General features: G+C 73.7%; 22 protein-coding genes. 13 read left to right on the plus strand and 9 right to left on the minus strand.

The features are described from left to right. Positions 1-15: 15 nt before the first annotated feature. From GQ466_RS19775 to GQ466_RS32900, 4 genes are read right to left on the minus strand one after another with little or no spacing between them, the layout of a single operon-like run. Complete coding sequence (locus GQ466_RS19775; RefSeq protein ID WP_161104474.1) at positions 16-1080, minus strand: hypothetical protein; 1065 nt, start codon at positions 1078-1080, stop codon at positions 16-18. After that, a complete protein-coding gene (locus tag GQ466_RS19780) occupies positions 1077-1889 on the minus strand; it encodes a hypothetical protein (protein ID WP_161104475.1) in 813 nt (270 codons plus the stop codon). The genes GQ466_RS19775 and GQ466_RS19780 overlap by 4 nt, the downstream gene beginning before the upstream one ends. Then, positions 1886-3232: a condensation domain-containing protein gene (locus GQ466_RS19785; protein ID WP_161104476.1), complete on the minus strand. Its 1347-nt coding sequence runs from the start codon at positions 3230-3232 to the stop codon at positions 1886-1888. Before GQ466_RS19785 ends, GQ466_RS19780 begins: the two co-directional genes overlap by 4 nt. After that, on the minus strand, positions 3225-5003 hold the full coding sequence (locus GQ466_RS32900; protein WP_161104477.1) for an AMP-binding protein: 1779 nt from the start codon (positions 5001-5003) through the stop codon (positions 3225-3227). The genes GQ466_RS19785 and GQ466_RS32900 overlap by 8 nt, the downstream gene beginning before the upstream one ends. An 826-nt stretch (positions 5004-5829) precedes the next feature. On the opposite strand from GQ466_RS32900, the gene GQ466_RS31790 reads away from it, so the two are divergent. The 9 genes from GQ466_RS31790 to GQ466_RS19835 are packed head-to-tail and all read left to right on the plus strand — an operon-like array spanning position 5830 to position 14050. Further along, positions 5830-6615: a hypothetical protein gene (locus GQ466_RS31790; protein ID WP_161104478.1), complete on the plus strand. Its 786-nt coding sequence runs from the start codon at positions 5830-5832 to the stop codon at positions 6613-6615. 24 nt (positions 6616-6639) lie between these two features. Next, the gene (locus GQ466_RS31795; protein ID WP_161104479.1) at positions 6640-6903 is read left to right on the plus strand and encodes an acyl carrier protein; all 264 of its coding nucleotides are present in this window, start codon (positions 6640-6642) and stop codon (positions 6901-6903) included. Then, the gene (locus GQ466_RS32905; RefSeq protein ID WP_161104480.1) at positions 6900-8114 is read left to right on the plus strand and encodes a beta-ketoacyl synthase N-terminal-like domain-containing protein; all 1215 of its coding nucleotides are present in this window, start codon (positions 6900-6902) and stop codon (positions 8112-8114) included. Before GQ466_RS31795 ends, GQ466_RS32905 begins: the two co-directional genes overlap by 4 nt. Positions 8115-8142: 28 nt before the next feature. After that, the gene (locus GQ466_RS19810) at positions 8143-9171 is read left to right on the plus strand and encodes an SDR family oxidoreductase (RefSeq protein ID WP_161104481.1); all 1029 of its coding nucleotides are present in this window, start codon (positions 8143-8145) and stop codon (positions 9169-9171) included. A gap of 38 nt (positions 9172-9209) precedes the next feature. Then, entirely contained in the window at positions 9210-10319 is a 1110-nt protein-coding gene (locus GQ466_RS19815; protein WP_161104482.1) for an NADH:flavin oxidoreductase/NADH oxidase, read from the plus strand. A 28-nt stretch (positions 10320-10347) separates the two neighbouring features. Continuing rightward, positions 10348-11025, plus strand: a complete 678-nt coding sequence (locus GQ466_RS19820) for a sulfotransferase family protein (RefSeq protein WP_161104483.1) — start codon at positions 10348-10350, stop codon at positions 11023-11025. 25 nt (positions 11026-11050) lie between these two features. Next, positions 11051-11710, plus strand: coding sequence for a nucleoside/nucleotide kinase family protein (locus GQ466_RS19825; protein WP_161104484.1), 660 nt, complete (start codon positions 11051-11053; stop codon positions 11708-11710). After that, positions 11707-12720: an aminotransferase-like domain-containing protein gene (locus GQ466_RS19830; RefSeq protein ID WP_161104485.1), complete on the plus strand. Its 1014-nt coding sequence runs from the start codon at positions 11707-11709 to the stop codon at positions 12718-12720. The genes GQ466_RS19825 and GQ466_RS19830 overlap by 4 nt, the downstream gene beginning before the upstream one ends. Then, entirely contained in the window at positions 12710-14050 is a 1341-nt protein-coding gene (locus GQ466_RS19835; protein ID WP_161104486.1) for a nucleotidyltransferase family protein, read from the plus strand. Before GQ466_RS19830 ends, GQ466_RS19835 begins: the two co-directional genes overlap by 11 nt. Positions 14051-14091: 41 nt before the next feature. Here the strand turns inward: GQ466_RS19835 and GQ466_RS19840 are convergent, their stop codons facing one another. The 5 genes from GQ466_RS19840 to GQ466_RS19860 form a co-directional block, all read right to left on the minus strand. Continuing rightward, complete coding sequence (locus GQ466_RS19840) at positions 14092-14664, minus strand: dihydrofolate reductase family protein (RefSeq protein WP_161104487.1); 573 nt, start codon at positions 14662-14664, stop codon at positions 14092-14094. A 12-nt stretch (positions 14665-14676) separates the two neighbouring features. After that, entirely contained in the window at positions 14677-15396 is a 720-nt protein-coding gene (locus GQ466_RS19845) for an SRPBCC family protein (protein ID WP_161104488.1), read from the minus strand. Further along, positions 15393-15986 (minus strand): helix-turn-helix domain-containing protein, encoded by a 594-nt coding sequence (locus GQ466_RS19850; protein WP_161104489.1) that lies wholly within the window; start codon positions 15984-15986, stop codon positions 15393-15395. The genes GQ466_RS19845 and GQ466_RS19850 overlap by 4 nt, the downstream gene beginning before the upstream one ends. A gap of 31 nt (positions 15987-16017) precedes the next feature. After that, positions 16018-16785: an SDR family oxidoreductase gene (locus GQ466_RS19855; protein ID WP_161104490.1), complete on the minus strand. Its 768-nt coding sequence runs from the start codon at positions 16783-16785 to the stop codon at positions 16018-16020. Between the two features lie 63 nt (positions 16786-16848). After that, complete coding sequence (locus GQ466_RS19860; protein WP_161104491.1) at positions 16849-17646, minus strand: SAM-dependent methyltransferase; 798 nt, start codon at positions 17644-17646, stop codon at positions 16849-16851. A 595-nt stretch (positions 17647-18241) separates the two neighbouring features. Here GQ466_RS19860 and GQ466_RS19865 point away from each other — a divergent pair. Genes GQ466_RS19865 through GQ466_RS19880 form a run of 4 tightly spaced genes read left to right on the plus strand, consistent with a single transcriptional unit; the run spans position 18242 to position 20763 of the window. After that, the gene (locus GQ466_RS19865) at positions 18242-19393 is read left to right on the plus strand and encodes a sensor histidine kinase (RefSeq protein ID WP_161104492.1); all 1152 of its coding nucleotides are present in this window, start codon (positions 18242-18244) and stop codon (positions 19391-19393) included. After that, entirely contained in the window at positions 19390-19794 is a 405-nt protein-coding gene (locus GQ466_RS19870) for a roadblock/LC7 domain-containing protein (protein ID WP_161104493.1), read from the plus strand. Before GQ466_RS19865 ends, GQ466_RS19870 begins: the two co-directional genes overlap by 4 nt. Continuing rightward, on the plus strand, positions 19791-20153 hold the full coding sequence (locus tag GQ466_RS19875; RefSeq protein ID WP_161104494.1) for a DUF742 domain-containing protein: 363 nt from the start codon (positions 19791-19793) through the stop codon (positions 20151-20153). The genes GQ466_RS19870 and GQ466_RS19875 overlap by 4 nt, the downstream gene beginning before the upstream one ends. Beyond that, positions 20131-20763 (plus strand): GTP-binding protein, encoded by a 633-nt coding sequence (locus GQ466_RS19880; protein WP_161104495.1) that lies wholly within the window; start codon positions 20131-20133, stop codon positions 20761-20763. Before GQ466_RS19875 ends, GQ466_RS19880 begins: the two co-directional genes overlap by 23 nt. Positions 20764-20783: the final 20 nt, after the last annotated feature.

The following is a 20783-nucleotide window of genomic DNA, read 5'->3' on the forward strand; positions in this document are numbered from 1 at the left end:
CCAAGGTCCCTCTTTTCAGACGGCGGCCAGCGCGCGTTCGTAGGTCTCGTGCGGGACTTCCAGGTCGGACACCAGGAGGTGGGAGCCGAGCGGGCCGCGCAGGATGGAGCCGAAGTCGTGCCGGTCCAGGCGCTCGCCGTCCGCGGGACGGTCGTCCAGCGGCACCCCGTACTCCAGCGTCCCGTGCTCGCCCGGATCGCGTACGCCCTCGCGACGCCGCCGTTCCCGGTCGGCGTGCGGCGCGAGCCGCGCGGCCATCGCCAGCGCCGCCGCCCGCAGGTGCCCGGCGCCGGCGCGTCCGTCGACCGCGTCCGCCGCCGCGGCCAGCAGCGCCGCGACCTCCGGCGCCAGCCGGGCCGCCGTGGTCGCGGCGATCCAGGCGTCGTCGGGCGGGGCCCCGGCCGCGTCGAGGATCATCAGGACGTCCAGGACGTCGCGGGCGCCGACGGCGCGCTGGAACTGCTCCTCGGCGACGAGCAGGAGTTGCAGCGTCCAGCCCGACGCGGGCAGCCCCGGGCGGGGCGGGACCGCCGCGCGGTCGCCGAGGAACGGCAGCGTCGACAGCTCCACCCGGTAGACCGAGTCGAGCGCGGTGTGCGGCGACGTCCAGCTCAGGCCCGCGAACACCGCCCGCTCCGCCCCGCGCGTCAGGACGCTGACGTTCGCCTCCTTCGGTTCGAGCCCGGGCCCGAGGTCGGCCGCGCGGCGCCGCACGTGTCCGGCCAGGTCCCAGAGCGACGGGACGTCCGGCGCGCACACGTCCAGGTCGACCCGGCCGCGGATCACGTCGTCCGGATAGAACGCGTCGATCGCGGGGCCTTTGAGCACCGTCAGGCCGGGACACCGCTCGGTCAGCTCGGCGAGGACGCGGGCGTAGAAGTCCTTGCGCCGCGTCGTGAGCGCGAGCCAGGCCGCGCCGATCTCGCCGATGTCGGTCCCGGCGGCGCGGGCGACGCTGAGCACCGGCTCGGCCAGCTTCGCGCCCGGGTCCAGCGCCGTGACGAACATGCGGCGCAGGCCCGTCCCCTCGGGCAGGCCGAGCAGACGCGCCAGCAGGTCCAGGTCCAGCCAGGGCTTCATGAGGCCGGGAACATGTACCGCTGGTACTTGTGCGAGAACTCCCAGCCCCGGGTGTAGAGCCGGTCGAGGATCATCAGCTCGACCCCGGCGCAGTGGCAGGTCTTCTCGCGCACCACGATGTGGCTGAGGACGGGCAGCCCGAGGTCCTGGGCGTACTTCCAGGTGTGGGTGACCAGCGCCGATTCGGCCGGGTACCGCATCGGGTGCTTGCGCTCCACCAGGAAGTCGAGCAGTTCCACGAACTCCTGCCCGGTGACCTGGTCGGCCTGGTTCACGAGAAGCGTGGCGTGGCCGATGTTCTCGCCGTCGCAGGACGCGACGAAGCTGCGCGCGTCCGGGTCCTTGAGCACAGTGCGGGCCTGCTTCGTCCCGGCGTCCTCCTCGGCGGGCAGCAGCCGCATCTCCAGGCCGTCGTCGAACGCCTCGACCAGGAACGACCCGACGAACTCCAGGTCTTCGGGCCGCGCCGGACGGACGTCGATCGGCGTCTCGTCCGCGTGCGGCGTCGGCGGCTTCGTGAGCATCATGTAGAAGAGGTAGTCCTCGAAGCCGAGCAGCGAGGCGTCCTCGTCGGTGAGCCGGACGAGCAGCATCTTCGCCGCCGGGAACGCCTCTTTCGCCCACGCGACGAGGACGTCGGCCGCGTCGGGCGCCGCCGCGAGTTCGGGCGAGACGTAGTCGACCAGGCAGCTCGGGATGCGCTGCATCGGTTCGACGTACTCGCCGGCGACGACGACGTGGCCGCCGGGCAGGTGGTGGACGTCGGCCGCGTCGAACCGGCTCAGGACGTCGTCGAGCATGACCGTCATGGATGGGTCCTTCCTGCTGGTTGGTGCCCTTGCGTGCTGGTGGTGTCGCCGCCGATCAGGTCGTCGACCAGGGCGGCGTAGGCGTCCGCGAGGCCGCGCACGTAGGCGCTCTCGTACCGGTCGCCCGCGTACCGGAAGACGCCCTCCAGCGCGTCGTTCTGCGGGATCACGAGGAGTTCGAGGTCGAAGCGGCTGCCCATGCCGTCCGGGATCCGGAACGGCTCGGCGGTGAGCCCGGCGAAGCGCGGCCGGTGCGGCGCGTCGACGCCGGGCGGGACGGCGAGCATGTGGAAGACGACCTCGCCCGCGCGCCGCGCGTGGGCCGTTTCCGGGTCCAGGACGAGGCTGCGGTACGGCATCCCCTGGTGCGGCAGGGCCGACAGGACGGTGCCGCGCGCGGCGTCGATGTGGTCGGTCAGCTGCGGGTTCGGTCCCGTCCGCAGGCGCAGCGGGATCATGTTGGCGAAGAAGCCGACGGTCTCGTGCGCCTCGCGGCGGGCGCGGTTGGCGAAGACGGACCCGACCGTGACGTCCGTCTCCCCGGACGCCGCGTGCAGGACGGCGGCGTAGAGGGCCAGCGTGATGACGAACAGGCTCGTCCGGTGCCGCCGCGCCGCCCGCTTCAGCGCGGCGGTCCGGTCCGCGTCGAGCGTGAACCAGACGTTCTCGGTCTGCGGCCGGGCGCCCGCGCGTTCGGGCGCGGGACGCAGGTCCAGGTAGCGCGCGTCGCGCAGTTGCTCCCGCCAGAACGCGCGGTCGCGTCGTCCGCCGTCGCCGTCCAGGCGCCGCCGCTCCCAGGCCGCGTAGTCGCCGAACTGCCACCGCACCTCGGGCAGCCCGGCCGGACGGCCGCTCAGCCGCGCGTCGTAGAGCGCCGCGAGGTCGCGCAGCAGGAGCATGTTGGACCACGCGTCGGTGACCAGGTGGTGCGGGTTGAGCATCAGCAGGTGCTCGGCGGGCGCCGTGCGGATCAGGTCGACGGTGACGGGCGGGCCGGTGACGACGTCGATGTCGCGGGTCAGGCGCTCGTGGATCGTCCGCCAGGCGTTCTCGGCGGGGTGCGCGGTGGCGGCGGTGTCGGTGAACGTCACCGCGAGGTCGCTCCCGGGGTGGACGGCGAAGTGCAGCCGGCCGTCGATCTTCCCGAACGTCGTGCGCAGCGCCTCGTGGCGGTCGGCGAGGTCCCGGACGGCCGCGTCCAGCGCGGGACGGTCCAGGGCGCCCGTCAGCCGCAGCGTCGTCGGGACGTTCATGACGCCCGGCGCGCCGAAGTTCCGCTCCATGAAGCGCAGCAGAATCTGGCTGTCGGTGACGCGCTGCCGGGTCAGTTGCAGGTCAGCCATCGTGCGCCTCCCCGGTTCGCGCCGCGATGTGCGCGGCCATGCGGGCGACGGTGTTCAGCTCGTCGAAGAGAGACTGCGGGCCGAGGACCACGCCGAAGACCTCCTCGACCGTGCTCAGCAGCGCGACGGCGGCCAGGGAGTCGCCGCCGCGCGCGAAGAAGTCGTCCTCGACCGACACGTGCGCGACGTCCAGCGCGAACGCCCAGAGCCCGGCGAGCGCGGCCTCGGTCGCGGTGCGGGGGCGGGGGCCGTCGTTCCCGGCGGTCTCCCGGACGGGCTCCAGCTCGCGCGCCAGCTCGTGCTTCTGGATCTTGCCGGTGGCGCTCACCGGGAGCGCGTCCCGGAACGTGATCAGCTCGGGGACCTTGTGCGGGGCGATCCGGCGGCCGGTGAAGCGGCGCAGGCCGTCGGCGTCGGGGGCGGCGCCCGCGCGCAGGACGACGGCCGCCGCGATCCGCTCGGTGAGCACCGGGTCGGGGACGCCGAACACGGCCGCGCGCTCGACGTCGGGGTGCCGCGCGAGGGCGTCCTCGATCTCGCGGGGCGACACCTTCTCGCCGCCCCGGTCGATCAGCTCCTTGAGCCGTCCGGTGACCGCGAGCGAGCCGTCGTCGTGCAGCGCGCCGAGGTCGCCGGTGCGGAACCAGCCGCCGGTGAACGCCTCGTCGGCGCGCGACGGCCACAGGTAGCCGCCGACGACGTTCGGGCCGCGCACGACGATCTCGCCGGTCGCGCCCGGTGTGCGGTGGATCGTCCCGTGGTCGTCGCGGATGCCGATCTCCGAGCCGGTCGCGACCATGCCGCGCGCGGGCGGCTGCGGCGGCAGCGGCGTCGACGCGATCTGGTGCGCCTCGGACATGCCGTACGACTCGACGACCGGGACGGCGTAGGCGTCCGCCAGGTCGGCGCGCAGCGCGGCGGGCAGGGCGGCCGAGCCGGACCGGACGAACCGCAGCGCGTGCCCGTCCGGCCGTCCGGGCGCGTCCAGGATGAGCCGGTGCATGGCCGGGCTCGCCGAGAACCAGGTCGGACGCAGCTCGCGCAGCCAGCCCGCCACCTTGGCGGGATCGAACGCGGCGGCGCAGACGACGCTGGACCCGGCCGCCAGCGACGCGAGCAGCGAGCCGACCAGCCCCTGCACGTGGAACAGCGGCATGAGGTTGAGGCGCCGGTCGTCCGGGGTGAGGGCGTAGGCGCGGCCGGTCGCGCGGGCGCCGGCGACGATGTTCCCGGCCGTCAGGGCGACGATCTTGCCCCGGGCGGTGGTGCCGGACGTGCGCAGGAGCAGTTTGGCGTCGTCGTCCGTCCCGGCGCGCGGCGTCCGGCGCTCGGCGACCGGCGTCAGCACCGGCGCTGGATCGGCGTGCGCCTCGATGACGCCGAGGCCGCGCGACGCCGCCGCGTGCCGCAGGTCCGCGCCCGCGTTCGCCGGGACGACGACGGCCGCCGGCCGGACCAGGTCGAGGACGGCCCGGAGTTCGTCGCGCCGGACCGTCGGGTCGACGGGGCAGCAGCAGGCCAGGTCCAGCAGCGCGAGCAGCAGCACGGCGGTGCCGAGACCGGCCCCGGCGGCGACGACCACGCGGTCGCCGGGCGCGATCCCGAGCTGTTCCAGCCGCGCCCTGGTCGCGTCGAGCAGGTCCCGGAGGTCTCCGTAGGCGAGGGCGTGCCCGGCGGTGTCCAGGAGCGCGGCGGCTCCGGGCGTCGTCGCGGCGTGCGCCCGGACGGCGTCGATCGGCCCGTCGACCGGCCGGACTCCGTCGGCGCGCACCGCGTCATCTGCCGCGAGCGGCACGGCGTACCCCCACTTCCCCGTTGAGCGCGGACCCGCCGGTAAAGGCGATCATCGTTTCTCTCGTCCCCCAAGAAAAACATTCATCTTCTGCCGTGGAACAGAAGACCGCTGCGGTTCCGCGTGGATTCGCAACACTCCCGGAGACTAGCCACCACATCCGGTGAATAGTATGTGACGAGGATCACACTGTCACGCTCAAGCCCATCACAGCACGGCCGCATTCATCTAAAGTCGACTGGTCACAGAACGAATGTCGCCCCCGCCGCGATCACCGCGAACCAGTTTTCTGACTTCTTATACGACACTTGTAGCAGAAACGCTCCGCATGATCGCACTTACGTTCCGTAAGCGACAGCGCCACTGACCTGGCCAAACTCGACACCGCAGAACTCTGTTGACAGCAATTTCGCGCGAGCTTAACTTGCACATGCCGCCACCGGCGGGGACGGAAATTCCTACCAACCGGCTCGGCATTCCACCGGGGCCGCCATTCTCAGGGCGGACGGGGTTCCACTCCCCGGCGCGAGCCGGCCGCCCGGGACGGCGGCACCGTCGCACATTTCTCCACTGAGAAGAGGTGTTCTCATGGCGCGACCCCACATGGCGCTCATGCGTCCCACGATCGGACGCAAACCGACGGCGCGGCCCGACCAGCCGCAGCCCGGCCAGTCCGCCGGGCCCGGCAAGTAATCGGCGTCCGTCCAGGCCGGAGACCCGCGTCCCGGCCTGGACGGCCGCACACGGGAACGGCCGGACTCCGTCACGGTCCGGCCGTCGCAGAAACCGGGGGAAGAGGGGAACAGTGGCCGGCACGGGGGTCTTCGACGCCGACGCGCATTTCGTCCTGCCCGACGGGCGGCAGGTCGTCGCCGGCGAGTTCCACGATCCGCTCAGCGGACGGGAATGCTGCCTGATCGAGACGGTCCCGGACGCGCTCGTCGGAACGTCCGCCGCGCACGGCCTCCTCACCGAGTTCGCGCGGACGTCGTTCCCCGGCGCGGAACGCGTGCTGGTGCGGCTCGGCGACCGCGCGGCGGAGATCCCGGGCTTCCGCGACCACCTCTACTACGTCCGGCTCGACGCGCCGCCCGCCGATGCCGCCGAGCGCCCCGCCGACCCGCGCGTACGGCCCGCCGCCGAACGCGACCGGCCGAAGGTCGCCGGCTGGCTGGACCGGGCGTTCCGCGACGCGATGACCGCCGTCGCCGACGACCCCGCGCCCGAGGCCACCGCCGCGCAGGCCGCCGCCGTCGCCGGGCATCCCGATGCCCGCTCCTTCGTCGCGGAGTGCGCCGGAACGGACATCGGTCACATCACGCTCATCACCGGCCAGTTCGACGCGCTCACCGGACGGGACTACATCGAACTGCTCGACATGCTCGTCGAACCGGACCACCCGGCGCGCTCCGCCGCCGAACGCCGCCTGGTCGCGACCGCGGGGGCCTTCGCCGCCGCCGCCGGACTGCCGCTCATCGGGCACGTCGTCTGCGGCGCGCCGCCCGCGCGCACCGGACCGGCCGTCCTCGCCGCGCTGGAACGGCGCGGGTGGGTCTTCGACCACAAGTACCAGACGTTCGACCTGCGCTGACGCCGCCCGCTCCCTGGAGGACCAATGCCCACACCGCTGGACGAGGCGGGTCTGCTGGACCTGCTGCGCGAGGAGATCGCCGAGGTCGCCGGCATCGACGGCTCGACCGTGGGCCCGTCGGCCAACCTCGCCGAGGACTACGACGTGGACAGCCTGGAACTGATGGAGATCGCGACCCGGCTGGAGGACCGGCTCGGCGTCCGGCTCGACCCCGCCGACCTGAAGGACACGACGACGGTCGGCGACGTGGTCGGCTACCTCGGCGACGTCCTGCGGGCGCGGGCGTGACCGGCCGCCGCGTCGTCGTGACCGGCCTCGGCGTCCAGTGTCCGGCGGGCGGGACGGTGGACGAGGCGTTCGCCGCCCTGCTCGCCGCCAAGGGCACCGCCGCCCTGCTGCCCGGCACCGACGGCAGGCACCGGCTGGCCTGCCGCGTGGACGCCTTCGACCCCGACGCCTACTTCTCCCCGCGCGAGGCCAGGGTGCTGGATCGCGGCACGCAGCTCGGGGTCGCCGCGGCCCTCGACGCGTTCGCGGACGCCGGTCTCGCGGGCCGGACGCCGGACGGGCGCTGGTGCACGATCGTCGGCACCGGCGGCGCCGGGCTCGCCGCCGAGGCCGAACGGGTCATGGTGCGGGACGCGGGCGCGGTCAACGCGCGGACCGTCCCGAAGCTGATGCCCAGCTCCACCGCCGCGTGGCTGAGCATGCGGCTCGGCCTGACCGGTCCCGCGCTGACGATCGCGACGGCCTGCGCGAGCGGGACCAACGCGATCGGCGAGGCGTTCCAGGCGATCCGGAGCGGCCGGTGCGACGCGGCGCTCACCGGCGGCACCGAGGCGCCCGTGTCCGATCTGGTGCTCGAAGGCTTCTACCGGTCCCGCGCCCTGTCGCGCCGGACGGGCGACCCCGCCGCCGCGTCCCGTCCGTTCGACGCCGACCGGGACGGGTTCGTCCTCGGCGAGGGCGCGGCGTTCCTCGTCCTGGAAGACCTGTACACCGCCCGCGCACGCGGCGCACGGATCCATTGCGAACTGGCGGGCTACGCCACCAACGCGGACGCGCACCACATCGTCGCGCCGTTGGAGGACGGCTCCCGCGCCGCAGCCTGCATGCGCGCGGCGCTGGACGACGCCGGGGTCGCCCCGGACGAGGTCGCCCACGTCAACGCGCACGGCACGGCCACCCTGCTCAACGATCGGTCCGAGGCCGCCGCGATCCGCCGCTGCTTCAACGGCGCCGGGCCGCCGGTGACCGCGCCCAAGGGCGTCGTCGGCCACATGATCGGCGCGGCCGGGGCGTTCGAGGCCGTCGTCATGGCGACGTCGGTGCGGACGGGCCGGGTCCCGCCCGTCGCGAACCACCGCGCCCAGCCGGACGGCGACGCGGAGATCACCGTGGTCCGCGACCGGCCCGCCGACGTCGGCCCCGGCCCGGCGATCTCCAACTCGTTCGGCTTCGGCGGGCACAACGCGTCACTGGTCATGGTCCCCGCCTGAGCGCGGCACGCGGAAGGGACGTCTTCAGGTGCGAATTCTTCTCACGGGCGCCACGGGAATCCTCGGCAGCGAGGTGGACCGCCTGCTCACCGGCACGGGGCACGAGGTCGTCGGCGTCGCCCGGCGCGCGGCCGGTTCCGCCGTCGCGTGGACCATCGGCCACGAGCCGCCGCCCCCGGCGGTGCGGGGGCCGTGGGACGTCATCGTCCACACCGCCGCGTGCACCCGCTGGACGATGGGCCGGGACGAGGCCGCCGCCGCGAACGTCGCGCCGCTGCGCGCGGTCCTGGACCTGGCCGACAACCGGACGCACCTCGTCCACGTGTCCACGGCCTTCGTGGACCTGCCGCCCGCGCCCGGCCGGGGCGCGAACGCCGAGTTCGACGGCCGCCGCAACGGCTACGAGTGGTCCAAGGCGCGCTGCGAGGAGCTGCTGCGCGCGTCCGGCCGCACGCGCGTGACCGTCATCCGCCCGCCGCTCATCATCGGACGGCGGACGGACGGCGCCATCGCCCGGTTCAACGGCGTCTACTCGATGATCCACGCGCTGACCAGCGGGCTCGGCGCCGTCGTGGTCGGCTCGCCGGACGGCCGGGTCGAGATGGCGCCGGTCGACGTCGTGGCGCAGGCCGCCGTCGACCGCGCGCTCGGACCCGCGCCCGGCGCGATCCGCCACGACGTCGTCGCCGCCGGCGCGGACGCGCTGACGCTCGCCGAGCTGATCGCCGTCATCCGCGGCACGCTCAACGCGTGGCGGGCCGCACGCGGGCTCGCCCCGGTGGACGACCCGCCGCTGATCAGCGGCGAGAGCTGGCACCGCTTCTTCCTGCCGTTCGTCCGGGAGCACCTGTCCCCCATCCAGCTCGAGGCGGTGCGGCTGCTCGGCAGCTTCGAGAGCTACGCGAGCATGCCCGCGCCCTTCACCCCGACCTATCCCGTGCGCGACATCGCCGGGGCGCTCGCCACGGCCGTCCGTTACTGGGCCGAGACCAGGCCGCGCGCCGCGTCGGCGGTGCCGCGTCCCTGGACGGCCGCGGCGCCCGCCCTCGCGTCCTGACCGTACGACCCGACGTTCCACGACCTTCAGGAGCTCTCATGCATCTGTTCGAGCCGATGCGCCTTCGTTCGGTCACCCTGCGCAACCGCCTCGGGCTCCCGCCGATGAGTCAGTACTCCGCGGACGAGCACCGGGTGACCTCGTGGCACCTGACGCACTACGCCACGCGGGCGATCGGTCCGGGTCTCGTCGTGGTGGAGGCGACCGCCGTCAGCCCGCAGGGCCTGGTGACGCCGCAGGACCTCGGGATCTGGGACGACGCGTTCACCGGCCCGCTCACCCGGCTGGCCGACGTCATCCGGGAGCAGGGCGCGGTGCCCGGCATCCAGCTGTCGCACGGCGGACGCAAGGGCAGCCGGACACGGCCGTGGGACGGCGATCGGTGGATCAGGCCCGAGGAGGGCGGCTGGGAGGTGGTCGGTCCGAGCGCGATCCGGTTCGCCGACGGTTATCCCGTGCCCAAGGCGCTCACCGAACGCGAGATCGACCGCGTCATCGACCAGTTCGCCGAGGCCGCCGCCCGCGCCCTCGCCTGCGGTTACGAGTTCCTGGAACTGCACGCGGGGCACGGGCGCCTGCTGCACAGCTTCCTGTCCCCGGCGGCCAACCGCCGCACCGACGGCTGGGGCGGCGACATCGCGGCGCGGTCGCGGCTGCTCGTGGAGGTCGTCCGGGCCGTCCGCGCGCGGTGGTCCGACGACCTTCCGCTCGGCGTGCGGCTGTCGTGCGTGGACTGGCTGGAGGACGGGTGGAGCCTGGACGACTCGGTGTGGCTGTCGCGCGTGCTCCGCGCCGAGGGCGTCGACCTCGTCGACTGCAGCTCGGGCGGGATCCTGCGTCCGCTGAGCGTGGAGCGCAAGCCCGGCTACCAGGTCCCGTTCGCGCGGCGGATCCGGCAGGAGACCGGGATCGCGACGGCGAGCGTCGGCATGATCCGGGACCTCTGGCAGGCCGGGGAGATCATCGAGGCCGGCGACAGCGACCTCGTCTTCCTCGGCCGGAGCATGCTCGTGGAACCGCTCCAGATCGTCCGGGCCGCCGCGCAGGGCATGGTGCCGAAGTCGCTGGTCCCGCTCCAGTACCGGCGGGCCGTCGACCAGCTCGGCGGCACCGCGGGGGCGGGCGAGGACGTGCCGCCCGAGCTGTGATCCGCATCCGGCCGCGAAGGGGGCACCGGTGATCGTCTCGCATGAGCATCGCTTCATCTTCATCCGGACGCGCAAGACCGCCGGGACCAGCCTGGAGATCGCGCTCTCCCGGCTGGTCGGGGACGACGCGGTCGTCACCTCGCTCAGCCCGCGCGACGAGCGGATCCGCCGCGCGCACGGCGGCCGTCCGCCGCAGAACCACCTGCTGCGCGCCGCGCCGCCGGACGCGGAGGTCGTCCCGCCGGGGCCGGGTCCGGGCATCGTGTTCTACAACCACATGCCCGCCCGGGCCGTGCGCGCACTGCTCGGCGAGAAGGTGTGGCGGACGTATTTCACGTTCTGTTTCGAGCGCAATCCGTGGGACAAAGTCGTTTCGCTCTATTACCACCGGTACCGGACGCCGCCCCGGCCGGGGATCGACCATTTCGTCCGGTCGGGCGAGGCGCGGGACGCCTACAACTGGCCGCTCTACACGCTGAACGACGCCGTCGCGGTGGACATGGTCGGCCGCTACGAGACGCTGCTCGCCGACGTCAAGCACGTCGCGGCCGAACTCGGGCTGCCCGAGCTGACGCCGCTGCCCGAGGCCAAGACGCAGTTCCGCCCGTTCGGCGCCGACCACCGGCACGTGCTCGATGATCCCCTGCGCGCGGTGATAGCACGGGAGTACGCACGGGAGATCCAATACCACGGATACGAGTGGTGACCCCACTCCGGCACGAGGACCGCATATGCTCATCGAATTCTCCGGCATCGACGGCGCGGGAAAGACGACGTTCGTCGAACGCGTCATGCGCCTGTTCAATTCGGCCGGGGTGCCCTGTTACCAGCGGAGTTTCCCCAGCACGTTCAAGCGCGTCGCGGCGGACCTGGCGGTCGCGGCGGGCCACCGGCACTGGAGCGGGCTGTTCCCGCCGAACGAGATCGAGACCGCGCACGCGTTCGAGATGCTGAACCTCGTGAGCCAGCAGCTGCTCCCGCTCGACCTGGACCGGCAGGTGATCGTCACCGACACCTACGTCAGCAAATGGCTCGCCGACTCGATCCTCTGGAAAAGCGACGCCGCCGAGCGGCTCGGCCTCGTTTACGGCGGGCTTCCGGCGCCGGATCTGTCGTTCCGCCTCCAGGTGTCCGTGGACGAGGCGGCGCGCCGGATCGCCGAGCGCCCCAAGGGCGACCATCCCCAGAAGATCGGCCCCGATTCGGTGCTCGGGCGTTATGCGGCGGCCTATGAGCAGGCCGCCCCGCTGGTGCCCTATCCCCGAGAGACCGTCTTCACGGAGACGGGACTCGCCGAAAGCTGGAAACAGATCCAGGAGACGATCGTGGACCGCGTCCAGGCCGGCGGACGGCATCAGGCGCTTCTGGACGCCGTCCGGCACGCCCCATGATGGACCTCACCGGCCCCATCGCGCCGTGGCCCGCGGACGCCCGGCGGCTGTTCGAGAAATGCCTGCACGAGGCGCTCGATTCGCCGCGGGCATGGCTCACGCCGCCCCGGACCGGACTGCCGCGCCTGCGCGAGGCTTTGGCGGCGCATCTGCGGCTGCCCTACGACGGGCTCAGCGTGACCGGGGGAATTCGCGAGCAGGCTTCGGCCCTGTTCCGCGCGAGCGAGGCCGTCGTCATCGAGCGGCCCGCGTTCCGGGACGTCCCCCGGCTCGCGTACGAACATGTGCGGGACGTCGCGCTGATGGCGCCGGAGGACATTCTCTCCCTCGACGGCGATCTCACCGGGACGCTGGTCTGGGTGACCTCGCCCGCGCGCAATCCCGACGGGTTCACGCTCACGGATAATCAGGCCGCAACGCTCACCGGAATCGGGAGGCGCTGCGCGCGGCTCGTCGTCAACCAGGCGTACCACTGGGCCGCGCCGCAGGCACCGCGTCCCGACGGCGCCACGCTGCTGGGAAGCCTGCACAAGCTCGCGGGCGGCGGCGGGCAGCTCGGCTGGCGGTTCAGTCCGGAGGGGGCGGGACGCGAACGCCCGTCCCGCGGCGGGCCGCCGCGCGCCTGGCAGGACGCGTGGGCCGGCTTCGTCGAACGCGGCGGACTCGACGCGCTGGCCGGTCCGGGCCTGCGCGCCGCGTCCCGGCGCTGCGCCGCGTTCGCGCGGACGTTCGTCCCGCCGCCCGGCGTCGAGATCCGCTTCGGCGGCGACGGGCCGTCCCTGCTGCTCGTGTTCGCCCCGGACGGGCCGTCCGAAGAAAGCGTTGTCGACGCTTTCGCCGCCGCCGGGCTCACGGTGAGTCCCGGGGCGTCCTTCTACTGCACGCGGACGGCCGTCCGCCTTTCCTTCACCGCCGTCACCGACGCCGACCTGCCCGAGTGCCGACACCGGGCCGAACGCGCCACCGCCGCGATCCGCCCCCTTGTTCACGGGACACCTCATGACGCTTGACGACTCCGCGCCGATCCTGCGCCTCGGCCTCCTGCAACCCCGGACCCCGCTCGCCGAATGCCTGGCGGCGATCGAACGGACGGGCGTCGAGGCCGCCGCCGAACTCCTGCATTTCCACAAGGTGCGGAGCATCGCCCGCGACCGGATCGCGGAACTGCGCGGCGCGCTGCCCCCAGCCGAGTCTTCGCTGCTGAACGACCTGCACGACCGCCTCGACGAGAAAGCGCGGCTGACGGACGTGCGCGGCGCGACGACGGACACCGTCCACCGCTTGGTCGGCGACGTGGCGCGGAAAGCCGGCGTTCCGTGGTGGACGATGAAAGGCCACACGTTCCGCCGTCTCTACCCGGACGGCCTCCGCCGCGACGTCGGCGACCTCGACGTCCTGGTCGACGACATCGACGCCGCGTGGGCGCTCGCCGAAGGGCTCCGCCGCCACGACTACGCCTATCCCGCCGGCGAACTCCCCTGGTTCAAGAAGGACACCGAGGACGGCCGCCTCTACGGCCAGATCAGGCTGGTCGCGCCGGACCGCGAACGGCTTTCGATCGACGTCCACGCCGGCCCGTATTCGGTGCGGCACTGCGGTCTCATGCGGCTCGGACGCTCCGGCGGCCCCGCGGAACCCGGCCCGATCTCCTTCGACGACGACGTCTGCGCCGTCATCGCGAACGCCGCCGGGGACTGCTTCGTCAACGCCAAACTCGCGAACGACCTCGTCCTCGCCCTGGACGCGGGTTTCGACCACGCGTACGTCCTGCGGACGCTGGACGGCGCGGGTCTGCTGCCGTTCCTCCAGTCGTGCCTGATCAGGCTGCGGGAATGGTGCGACCTTTCGGACCGTCAGCGCGCCGCGCTCGCCCGGCTGACCACGTCCGACGCGCCCGAACCGCTGCCGCCGGTGTCGTTCTCCGACCCCGCCCAGCGCTGCGCGACGACGGTGGAACACGCGCGCGTCATCGCCGGGCGCAAATTCCCCGACGACCCCGGCCGCGTCGAGGAAATCGTCACCACGGCCGAAGACGCGTACGGCAAGGACCACCCGCTGGAGATCGTGCCCGACGGCGAGACGTTCGACGGCGGGCTCCCGCCCCTCAACAACTGGACCTGCGTCCGTCTGGTCCCGATCCCGCTCGCCGCCGAACATTTCACCGAGGCTCCCGGCGGCACGCTGCCTCCGGGGAACATCCGCGCCCTCACCGACCGGCTCGGCGTCATCGACTACGGCGGCAACGCGGTCGTCCACGCCGCGCGGGAGCGGTTCGTCCCCACCGTCACCTACCGGCTCCCCGCACCGTTCGTGCGCGCCCTTCTCCCGCACGGCGCCTGACCGACCGCGCGGCGCCCGGGCCGGGGCGCCGCGCGGGCCGGTCAGCGGACGACGTCGAAGACCTGCTTCTGCACGCCGTTGGCGTAGACCTCGTGCTCGGTGAGCCGCAGCTTCTGGGCGTCCTTGTCGGCGGCGCTGAACAGCCGCTTGCCCGCGCCGAGCAGCAGCGGGAAGACCAGCAGGTGGTAGCGGTCGATCAGGCCGGCGTCCGCGAGGCCGTGGTTCAGGGTGGCGCTGCCGTGGACGATGATCGGCCCGCCCTCGGTCTCCTTCAGCGCCGCGACCTCGTCCAGCGAGCGCAGGATCGTCGTCTCGCCCCAGGTGGACACGAGGGCGTCCGCGGTCAGCGTGGTGGACACGACGTACTTCGGCATCACCTTGTAGTCCGCGAACTCCGCCATGTCGGGCCAGACGGGGCTGAACGCCTCGTAGCTCGTCCGGCCCAGCAGGAGCGCGGCGGCCTCCTTCTGCTCCCGCTCCTTGAGCGCGTACGCCTCGGGGACGAACTCGACCTCCTTGAACGTCCAGCCGGAGTTCCGGTAGCCGGGCTCGCCGCCCGGCGCCTCCATGACGCCGTCGAGCGAGACGAACGCGGTGCTGATCAGAGTGCGCATGATGAAGTCCTTTCAGGTGAAGAGGCCGGTGAGCCAGTGCTGCCAGGCGGTCTCGGCGCCGTCGGTGTCCGGGCCGAAAAGGTGGTGGAACATCACCGCGACGCCGGGCGCGTGGTGGAAGGTGTAGAGGCCGTCCGGGGTGCGGACGGCGAAGCGTTCGTCGTCCGCCCAGGTCACGACGCCGTCCAGCGGCGGCGCGTCGGCGTGCGCCCGGGTGCCCGGCGCGACCGTGTCGGGCAACGATAGGGCCTGATGAAGAGTGGCCTTGGCGTCCTGTTCGCCCGTCTGTGTGAAGGCGAAGACCGGGACGCCGGTGCGGCCGGGGAAATGCGCCAGGTACTCGTGGAGCGTCCGGAGGTGGAACGGCCAGCCCCGGCGGAGCGCGTCGTACTCGTCCTCCCAGTCGTCGCCGAGCACGCCGCTGTGGACGACCCGCAGCACCGTGCTCCCGCCGTCGCGGCCTTCGATCAGGTACTCGAAGGCCATGAACCGGCCGTCCTCGGCGGTGGCCGTGCGGGTGGCGAAGCGGCGACCGGGCTCGTAGGCGGTGATGACCGCCTCCTCCCGCCGTCCGCCGGTGTCCATCGCGGCGGTGCCGCCCGCGCGGGGCTCGACCTCGTTGCGTCCCATGAACCAGGAGTCGATGCCCGGCCCGGTGGCGATGGCGTCCCAGACCTCCTCGGGGCTCGCGGGGAGCACCCGCTCCAGCCCGATCTCGAACGGGCGACTCATCGCGGCGCCTCCTCGGCGGGGATCTGGTGCAGCCCGACGATCACCCGGTGGCTGCGGCCCCCGGGCGCGGACTCGTCGTGGTAGCGGCCGACGAGCGTCGCCACCGTCCGGGCCAGCTCGTCGGCGAAGGCCGTCCGGTCGGCCGCCGACGCGAACCGCACCTCCGCGTCGATCCCGAAGGACGCGACGCGCCGCCGCGCCCGGGCCGCCCCGGTGAGCAGCGCGCCGACCTCCTGCACCATCCGCGCGCCGAGCGCGAGCAGCCAGCGGGCCGAGAGCTGGTCCGGGGCCCGGGACGGGTCCGGGCTGACGGCGGCGAGCGCGCTCGGCGAGATCACGTAGGACGCGGCGGTGGCGCGGTACACCCGCTCGGTGACGTTGCCCCTGCGCCGTTCCGCGTCCAGCTCGACGAGCCCGTGCCGCTCCAGCTCCTTCAGGTGGTAGTTGACCTTCTGCCGGGCGAGGCCCAGCCGTCCGGCCAGCATGGCGGCCGAGCCGGGCTCGGCGAGGGCGGCGAGGATCCGGGACCTGGTCGGGTCCAGGGACGCCTCGGCCGCGGCGGGTTCTTCGATGACGGCGATGTCCAGCACGGCTCCACCGTCCCACCGACAAACTTTTTTGTCAAGACGAATTTTCTTGTCGGCGGGCGAGGTACCGCTCGAAGGTCACCGTCCCGACGGCCTGGTCGGGCGCCAGATGGCCGCCGTCGCGGAACGCGCGGAAGGCCGCGCCCGGCAGCCGCACCGGCACGACCGGACGACGCCGGCCCACGGCGGCGAGCGTGGCGCGGGCGAACGCGGCGGCGTCCCGGACCTGCGGCCCGCCCATGTCGGCGACCCGTCCGGCGGGCGCGTTCTGCGCGAGGACGGCCAGCCGCGCCGCGACCTCCGTGACGTCGATCGGCTGGAACCGGACGCCGGCCGGCGACAGCACCGCGGGAAGCCACCGCTGCGCGAGCGTCACCCGGGCCAGCAGGTCGTGGAACTGGGTGGTGCGCAGGATGGTGAACGGCAGCCCGGACGCCTCGATCAGCTGTTCGGCGGCCAGTTTGCCCCGGTAGTAGAAGTACGGCACCCGGTCGACGCCGACGATCGAGATGTAGACGAGATGCGGCGCCCCGGCCCGGGCCGCCGCGACGAGACGGCGCGTCGCGGCGGTGTCGTCGCGCAGATTGGTCGCGCAGTGGACGATCGTTTCCACGTCCGCGACGGCGTCGGCCAGCCCCGCGCCGCTCGCCAGTTCCGCGACGGCCCAGTCGCAGGCCCGGTCATCGCCCGCCGGGCGCGGACGGCGGCTCATCGCGCGCACCGCCGCTCCGTCGGCGAGCAGCCGCGCCACCAGCGGACGCCCCAGCGTCCCCGTGGCGCCGGTCACCAGGATCGTGCCCATCGTTCCTCCTCGGTGTCGGTCGACACCGAGGACGCGGCGACGCCCCGGTTTGTGACAACCCGGTCAGGAGACCTTGCGGGCCACCCCGGCGACGAAGATCCCGGTCCCGGGCCGCACCATCGTCGGCACCTCGGGACGCCACAGCGCGACGGGCACCAGGCCGGGGTCGAGCATCTCCCAGCCGTCCCGGCCGAAGAAGCCCTGGATCCGGCCGAACGGACGCAGCGCGCCCACGCCCATCTCGCGCTGGTACTCCTCGGCGATCGCCGCGAACTCCGGCCGGTCGATCGCGTGGCTGATGACCAGGTGGCTGCCCACCGGCAGCGCCTCGCGCAGCCGCGCGACGACCGGGTCGGGGTCGGGGATGAAGTGCAGGACGGCGATGAGGTTCACCGCCACCGGACGCGTGAAGTCCAGCGTCTCGGCGGCCAGCTCCACGATGCGGTCGGGGTCGCGCAGGTCGGCGTCGATGTACCGGGTCGCGCCCTGCGGGGTGCCGGTCAGCAGCGCGCGGGCGTGCGCGAGCACGATCGGGTCGTTGTCGACGTACACGACGCGGGCGTCGGGCGCGGCGTCCTGCGCGACCTGGTGGACGTTCTCCTGCGTCGGCAGGCCCGTCCCGATGTCGAGGAACTGCCGGACGCCGACCTCGCGCGCCAGGTGCCGGACGGCGCGGGTCATGAAGCCCCGGTTCTGCCGGACCTCCCACGCGAAGTCCAGGTTCGGGCACCGCGCCGCCAGCCGCCGCGCGAACTCGCGGTCGACGGCGTAGTGGTCCTTGCCGCCGAGGAGGAAGTCGTAGACCCGGGCGACACTGGGAACGCCGGTGTCGACCCCGGGACGTTCGGTTCCCGATTCCATCGCGCCTCACCTCGTCCGCCCGACCGGACGATCAAGGTAACCCAAGATCCACCGGCCCGCAGGCGGTTGGCGCCCTTAGCCGAACGCCCCGGGTCGCGCCACCGGTTCACCGGACGAGCCGTACCGAAAAATATGCAGGTCAGGCTAGGTCCCACCGGAATCCGTACGGACATCGGTAGTGCTACCGATGCATGCGCCCGATCCCGCCCGCCACGATGAGGGTCGAGGCCGATCCGGGAGACGGCGCCGTCCGGAGCGAAGGGGACGGCCCGTCGGTCGCGGCCGGGTGGGACCGCGCGGCGCGCGGCCGGTCGCGGCACGGAACCCCGGACGGCACTCGGCGCGGCCCTGGCACGGTCGCCGGTCCGGCGGTCGGGGGACTGGGGGGTCCCCGGCCGCCGGGCCCACCCGCCGTCGCCGTCCGGGCACGCGGCGCAAAGCTCGCGAGTTGCCCTCTTCCCCGGGAGTTCATGCGTTAGGGTCGGCCCGCATATCCGGTCGTCCGGGTACGCCGCGGGTCCTACACGACCCGCCGCGCCGCCCGGTTCGTCCGCGTTTCGTCCGTGTTCTCTCGATCCCCCCGGGAGCTGGGCCCATGTCGTTCGCGTCGGATGTCTCCCCGCGGCGCGCACGCCGCGCGGGCCGCCTGACCGCGCGGCTGGGCCGCCGCCGCGGCGAGCCCCGCGACAGGGGGTGGCGGGCGCGGCTGCGCGTCCGGCTCGCCCGCCGGCTGGTGGCCGCACCCGGACACGATCTGGTGGACGACCTGCTCGACGCCGTCGGCCGCACCGGCGGCGGACGCGGCTCGGCGGACGCCTGGCGCACCCTGAACGACGACGTCGGCGCCCGGCTGCTGCTGCTCACCGAGCAGATGCTCCCGCCGCTGACCGCGCTGGAGGCCGACGAGGCCGACGAGGAGCGCATCGCCCACCTGTACGCCGTCGACCACGCGCTCGCGCGGATCCGGCGCGTCGCCCGTGACCTGCGAGTCCTCGCCGACGGGCAGGAGCACGAGGGCGAGGACGCCGCCGTCCCGCTGTACGAGGTCGTGCTGCAGGCCGTCTCGCCGGTGCAGTTCCCCGACCGCGTCCGGCACCAGCCGGGCCCGGCCGGGGACGCCGCCGTCCCCGGCTACGCGGCGCACGACGTGGCGATGCTGCTCGCCGCGCTGATCGACAACGCGGTGCGGTACTCCACCGGGCCCGTCCACGTGACCGCGCATCCGTTCACCAACGGGAGCCTGGTCGTCCAGGTCGCGGACGCGGGCGTCGGCATGGCGCCCGACCGGGTCGAGCACCTGAACCGGCTGTTCGCCGGGGAACCGCTGCCCGTCGGCGCCGAGACCGGCCGCCACCTGGGCTTCCCCGTCGCGCACCGGCTGGCGCGGCGGCACGGGATCGGGCTGTCGCTGGCGTCCCGGCACGGCGGTCCGGGCGGCGGGCTGATCGCGATGGTGACCGTCCCGGCGCACCTGCTGACGACCCCGGCGCCCGCGCGCGACCCCGCACCCCGGCCGCCCGCCCCCGAACCCGCCGCTCCCCCGGCGCCGCCGCCCGCGCACGCCCCCGACGGCGGCCTGCCGCGGCGCAGCGACTGGCGGCGCGGCGCCGGGACGCCCGGCCCGGACGCCCCCGCGTCGCCGCCCGCCGCGCCCGCGAACACGCTGGCGGGGTTCGCCGACGACCTCGCCGCCTTCACCGCTCCCGAGAGCGGCGGCGCGGACTCCCCGGAAGGTGAGAAGTGGTGAGTACCCAGGACACCGTCCCGCTGGACCGCCTGGTCGGCAACCTCCTCGGCTCGGTCCCCGGCATCGCGGGCGCGGTGGTCGCCTCGTCCGACGGGCTGCTGCTGTCGAGCGTCGGCCTCGCCCGCGACCAGGCCGAACGGCACGCCGCCGCCGGGATCTCCCTGCTGGCCCTCGGGCACGCGATGGGCGGCACCACCGGACGCGGCTCGTGCGAGCAGATCCTCCTGCGCTACACGCGCGGGCACCTGGTGTGCATGCGGATCCAGGCCCCCGCCGCGCTGATCGTGGAGGCCGAGCCGGGCGCCAACCTCGGCGCCGTCGCGACCGCGATGACCCAGTTCGTCACCAGCGTGGGGCCGGTCTTCGCCCCCGAGCTGCGCGGCGGACGGGAGTCCGGGTGACGTGGCTCGCGGGCCTGGACCCGACGCGCTGGGGCCGTCCCTACACGCGCGTCGGCGGACGGATCCGCACGCCCCGGCCGCTGCTCGTCCACACGCTCGTCCACGTCCCGCACTACGACGCGTCGGTCGCGGCGACGCTGCCGCCGTGGGCGCGCACCCTCTACCAGCGGGCGGCGGCGTCCTCCCCGGTGTCGCTGGCCGAACTGTCGGCCGACTGCGCGATCGCGCTCGGCGTCGCGCGGGTGGTGCTGAGCGACCTGTCGGCCGCCGGCCACGTCCACCTCGGCTCGGGCGCGCAGGATCCGCGCGACACGGTCGTCCTCGGAAGGGTGCTCGATGGTCTCCGCAAGCTGGCCTGAACCCCAGCGCGCGCCGGCGGCGCGACGGCACGCGACGTCCGTCAAGATCATGGTGGCGGGCGGGCTCGGGGTCGGGAAGACGACCGCCGTGCAGTCCATCTCGGAGATCGCGACGATCAACACCGACAACTGGATGACCGAGCCGGGCCGGCCGCTGGACGCGCTCGCCGACGGGCAGGGCAAGACGACCACCACCGTCGCGATGGACTTCGGCCGGATCACGCTGGAGAGCGACCTCGTCCTGTACCTGTTCGGCACGCCCGGCCAGCCCCGGTTCTGGACGATCTGGGAGGACCTGTGCCGGGGCGCCAGCGCCGCGCTCGTCCTCGCCGACGCCCGGCGGCTGGAGACCAGCTTCCCCGCGATCGACTACTTCGAGCGCGACGCCGACATCCCGTTCGCGGTCGCCGTGAACCGGTTCGACGACGTCCTGCCCCATCCGGTCGAGCGGATCCGGGCGGCGCTGGAGCTGCCCGAGCACGTCCCGCTGACCACGGTGGACGCGCGCAGCCGGTCGTCGGTGGCCCGCGCGCTGATCACCACGGTCGGGCACAGCCTGCGGCAGGCCGTCCTCGCGTCCGGCGGCGACGCGTCCGGCGGCGGCCGGTAGTCCCACCCGTTGCGAGCACA

The organism is Actinomadura rayongensis, from assembly GCF_009831215.1.
GTDB classification, from domain to species: Bacteria; Actinomycetota; Actinomycetes; order Streptosporangiales; family Streptosporangiaceae; genus Spirillospora; species Spirillospora rayongensis.

Bases quoted from the DNA above. Each gene is read 5' to 3' on its own strand.
- GQ466_RS19775 (WP_161104474.1), bottom strand. From the start codon at position 1,080: ATGAAGCCCTGGCTGGACCTGGACCTGCTGGCGCGTCTGCTCGGCCTG.
- GQ466_RS19780 (WP_161104475.1), bottom strand. From the start codon at position 1,889: ATGACGGTCATGCTCGACGACGTCCTGAGCCGGTTCGACGCGGCCGAC.
- GQ466_RS19785 (WP_161104476.1), bottom strand. From the start codon at position 3,232: ATGGCTGACCTGCAACTGACCCGGCAGCGCGTCACCGACAGCCAGATT.
- GQ466_RS31795 (WP_161104479.1), top strand. From the start codon at position 6,640: ATGCCCACACCGCTGGACGAGGCGGGTCTGCTGGACCTGCTGCGCGAG.
- GQ466_RS19815 (WP_161104482.1), top strand. From the start codon at position 9,210: ATGCATCTGTTCGAGCCGATGCGCCTTCGTTCGGTCACCCTGCGCAAC.
- GQ466_RS19825 (WP_161104484.1), top strand. From the start codon at position 11,051: ATGCTCATCGAATTCTCCGGCATCGACGGCGCGGGAAAGACGACGTTC.
- GQ466_RS19830 (WP_161104485.1), top strand. From the start codon at position 11,707: ATGATGGACCTCACCGGCCCCATCGCGCCGTGGCCCGCGGACGCCCGG.
- GQ466_RS19835 (WP_161104486.1), top strand. From the start codon at position 12,710: ATGACGCTTGACGACTCCGCGCCGATCCTGCGCCTCGGCCTCCTGCAA.
- GQ466_RS19840 (WP_161104487.1), bottom strand. From the start codon at position 14,664: ATGCGCACTCTGATCAGCACCGCGTTCGTCTCGCTCGACGGCGTCATG.
- GQ466_RS19845 (WP_161104488.1), bottom strand. From the start codon at position 15,396: ATGAGTCGCCCGTTCGAGATCGGGCTGGAGCGGGTGCTCCCCGCGAGC.
- GQ466_RS19855 (WP_161104490.1), bottom strand. From the start codon at position 16,785: ATGGGCACGATCCTGGTGACCGGCGCCACGGGGACGCTGGGGCGTCCG.
- GQ466_RS19860 (WP_161104491.1), bottom strand. From the start codon at position 17,646: ATGGAATCGGGAACCGAACGTCCCGGGGTCGACACCGGCGTTCCCAGT.
- GQ466_RS19865 (WP_161104492.1), top strand. From the start codon at position 18,242: ATGTCGTTCGCGTCGGATGTCTCCCCGCGGCGCGCACGCCGCGCGGGC.
- GQ466_RS19880 (WP_161104495.1), top strand. From the start codon at position 20,131: ATGGTCTCCGCAAGCTGGCCTGAACCCCAGCGCGCGCCGGCGGCGCGA.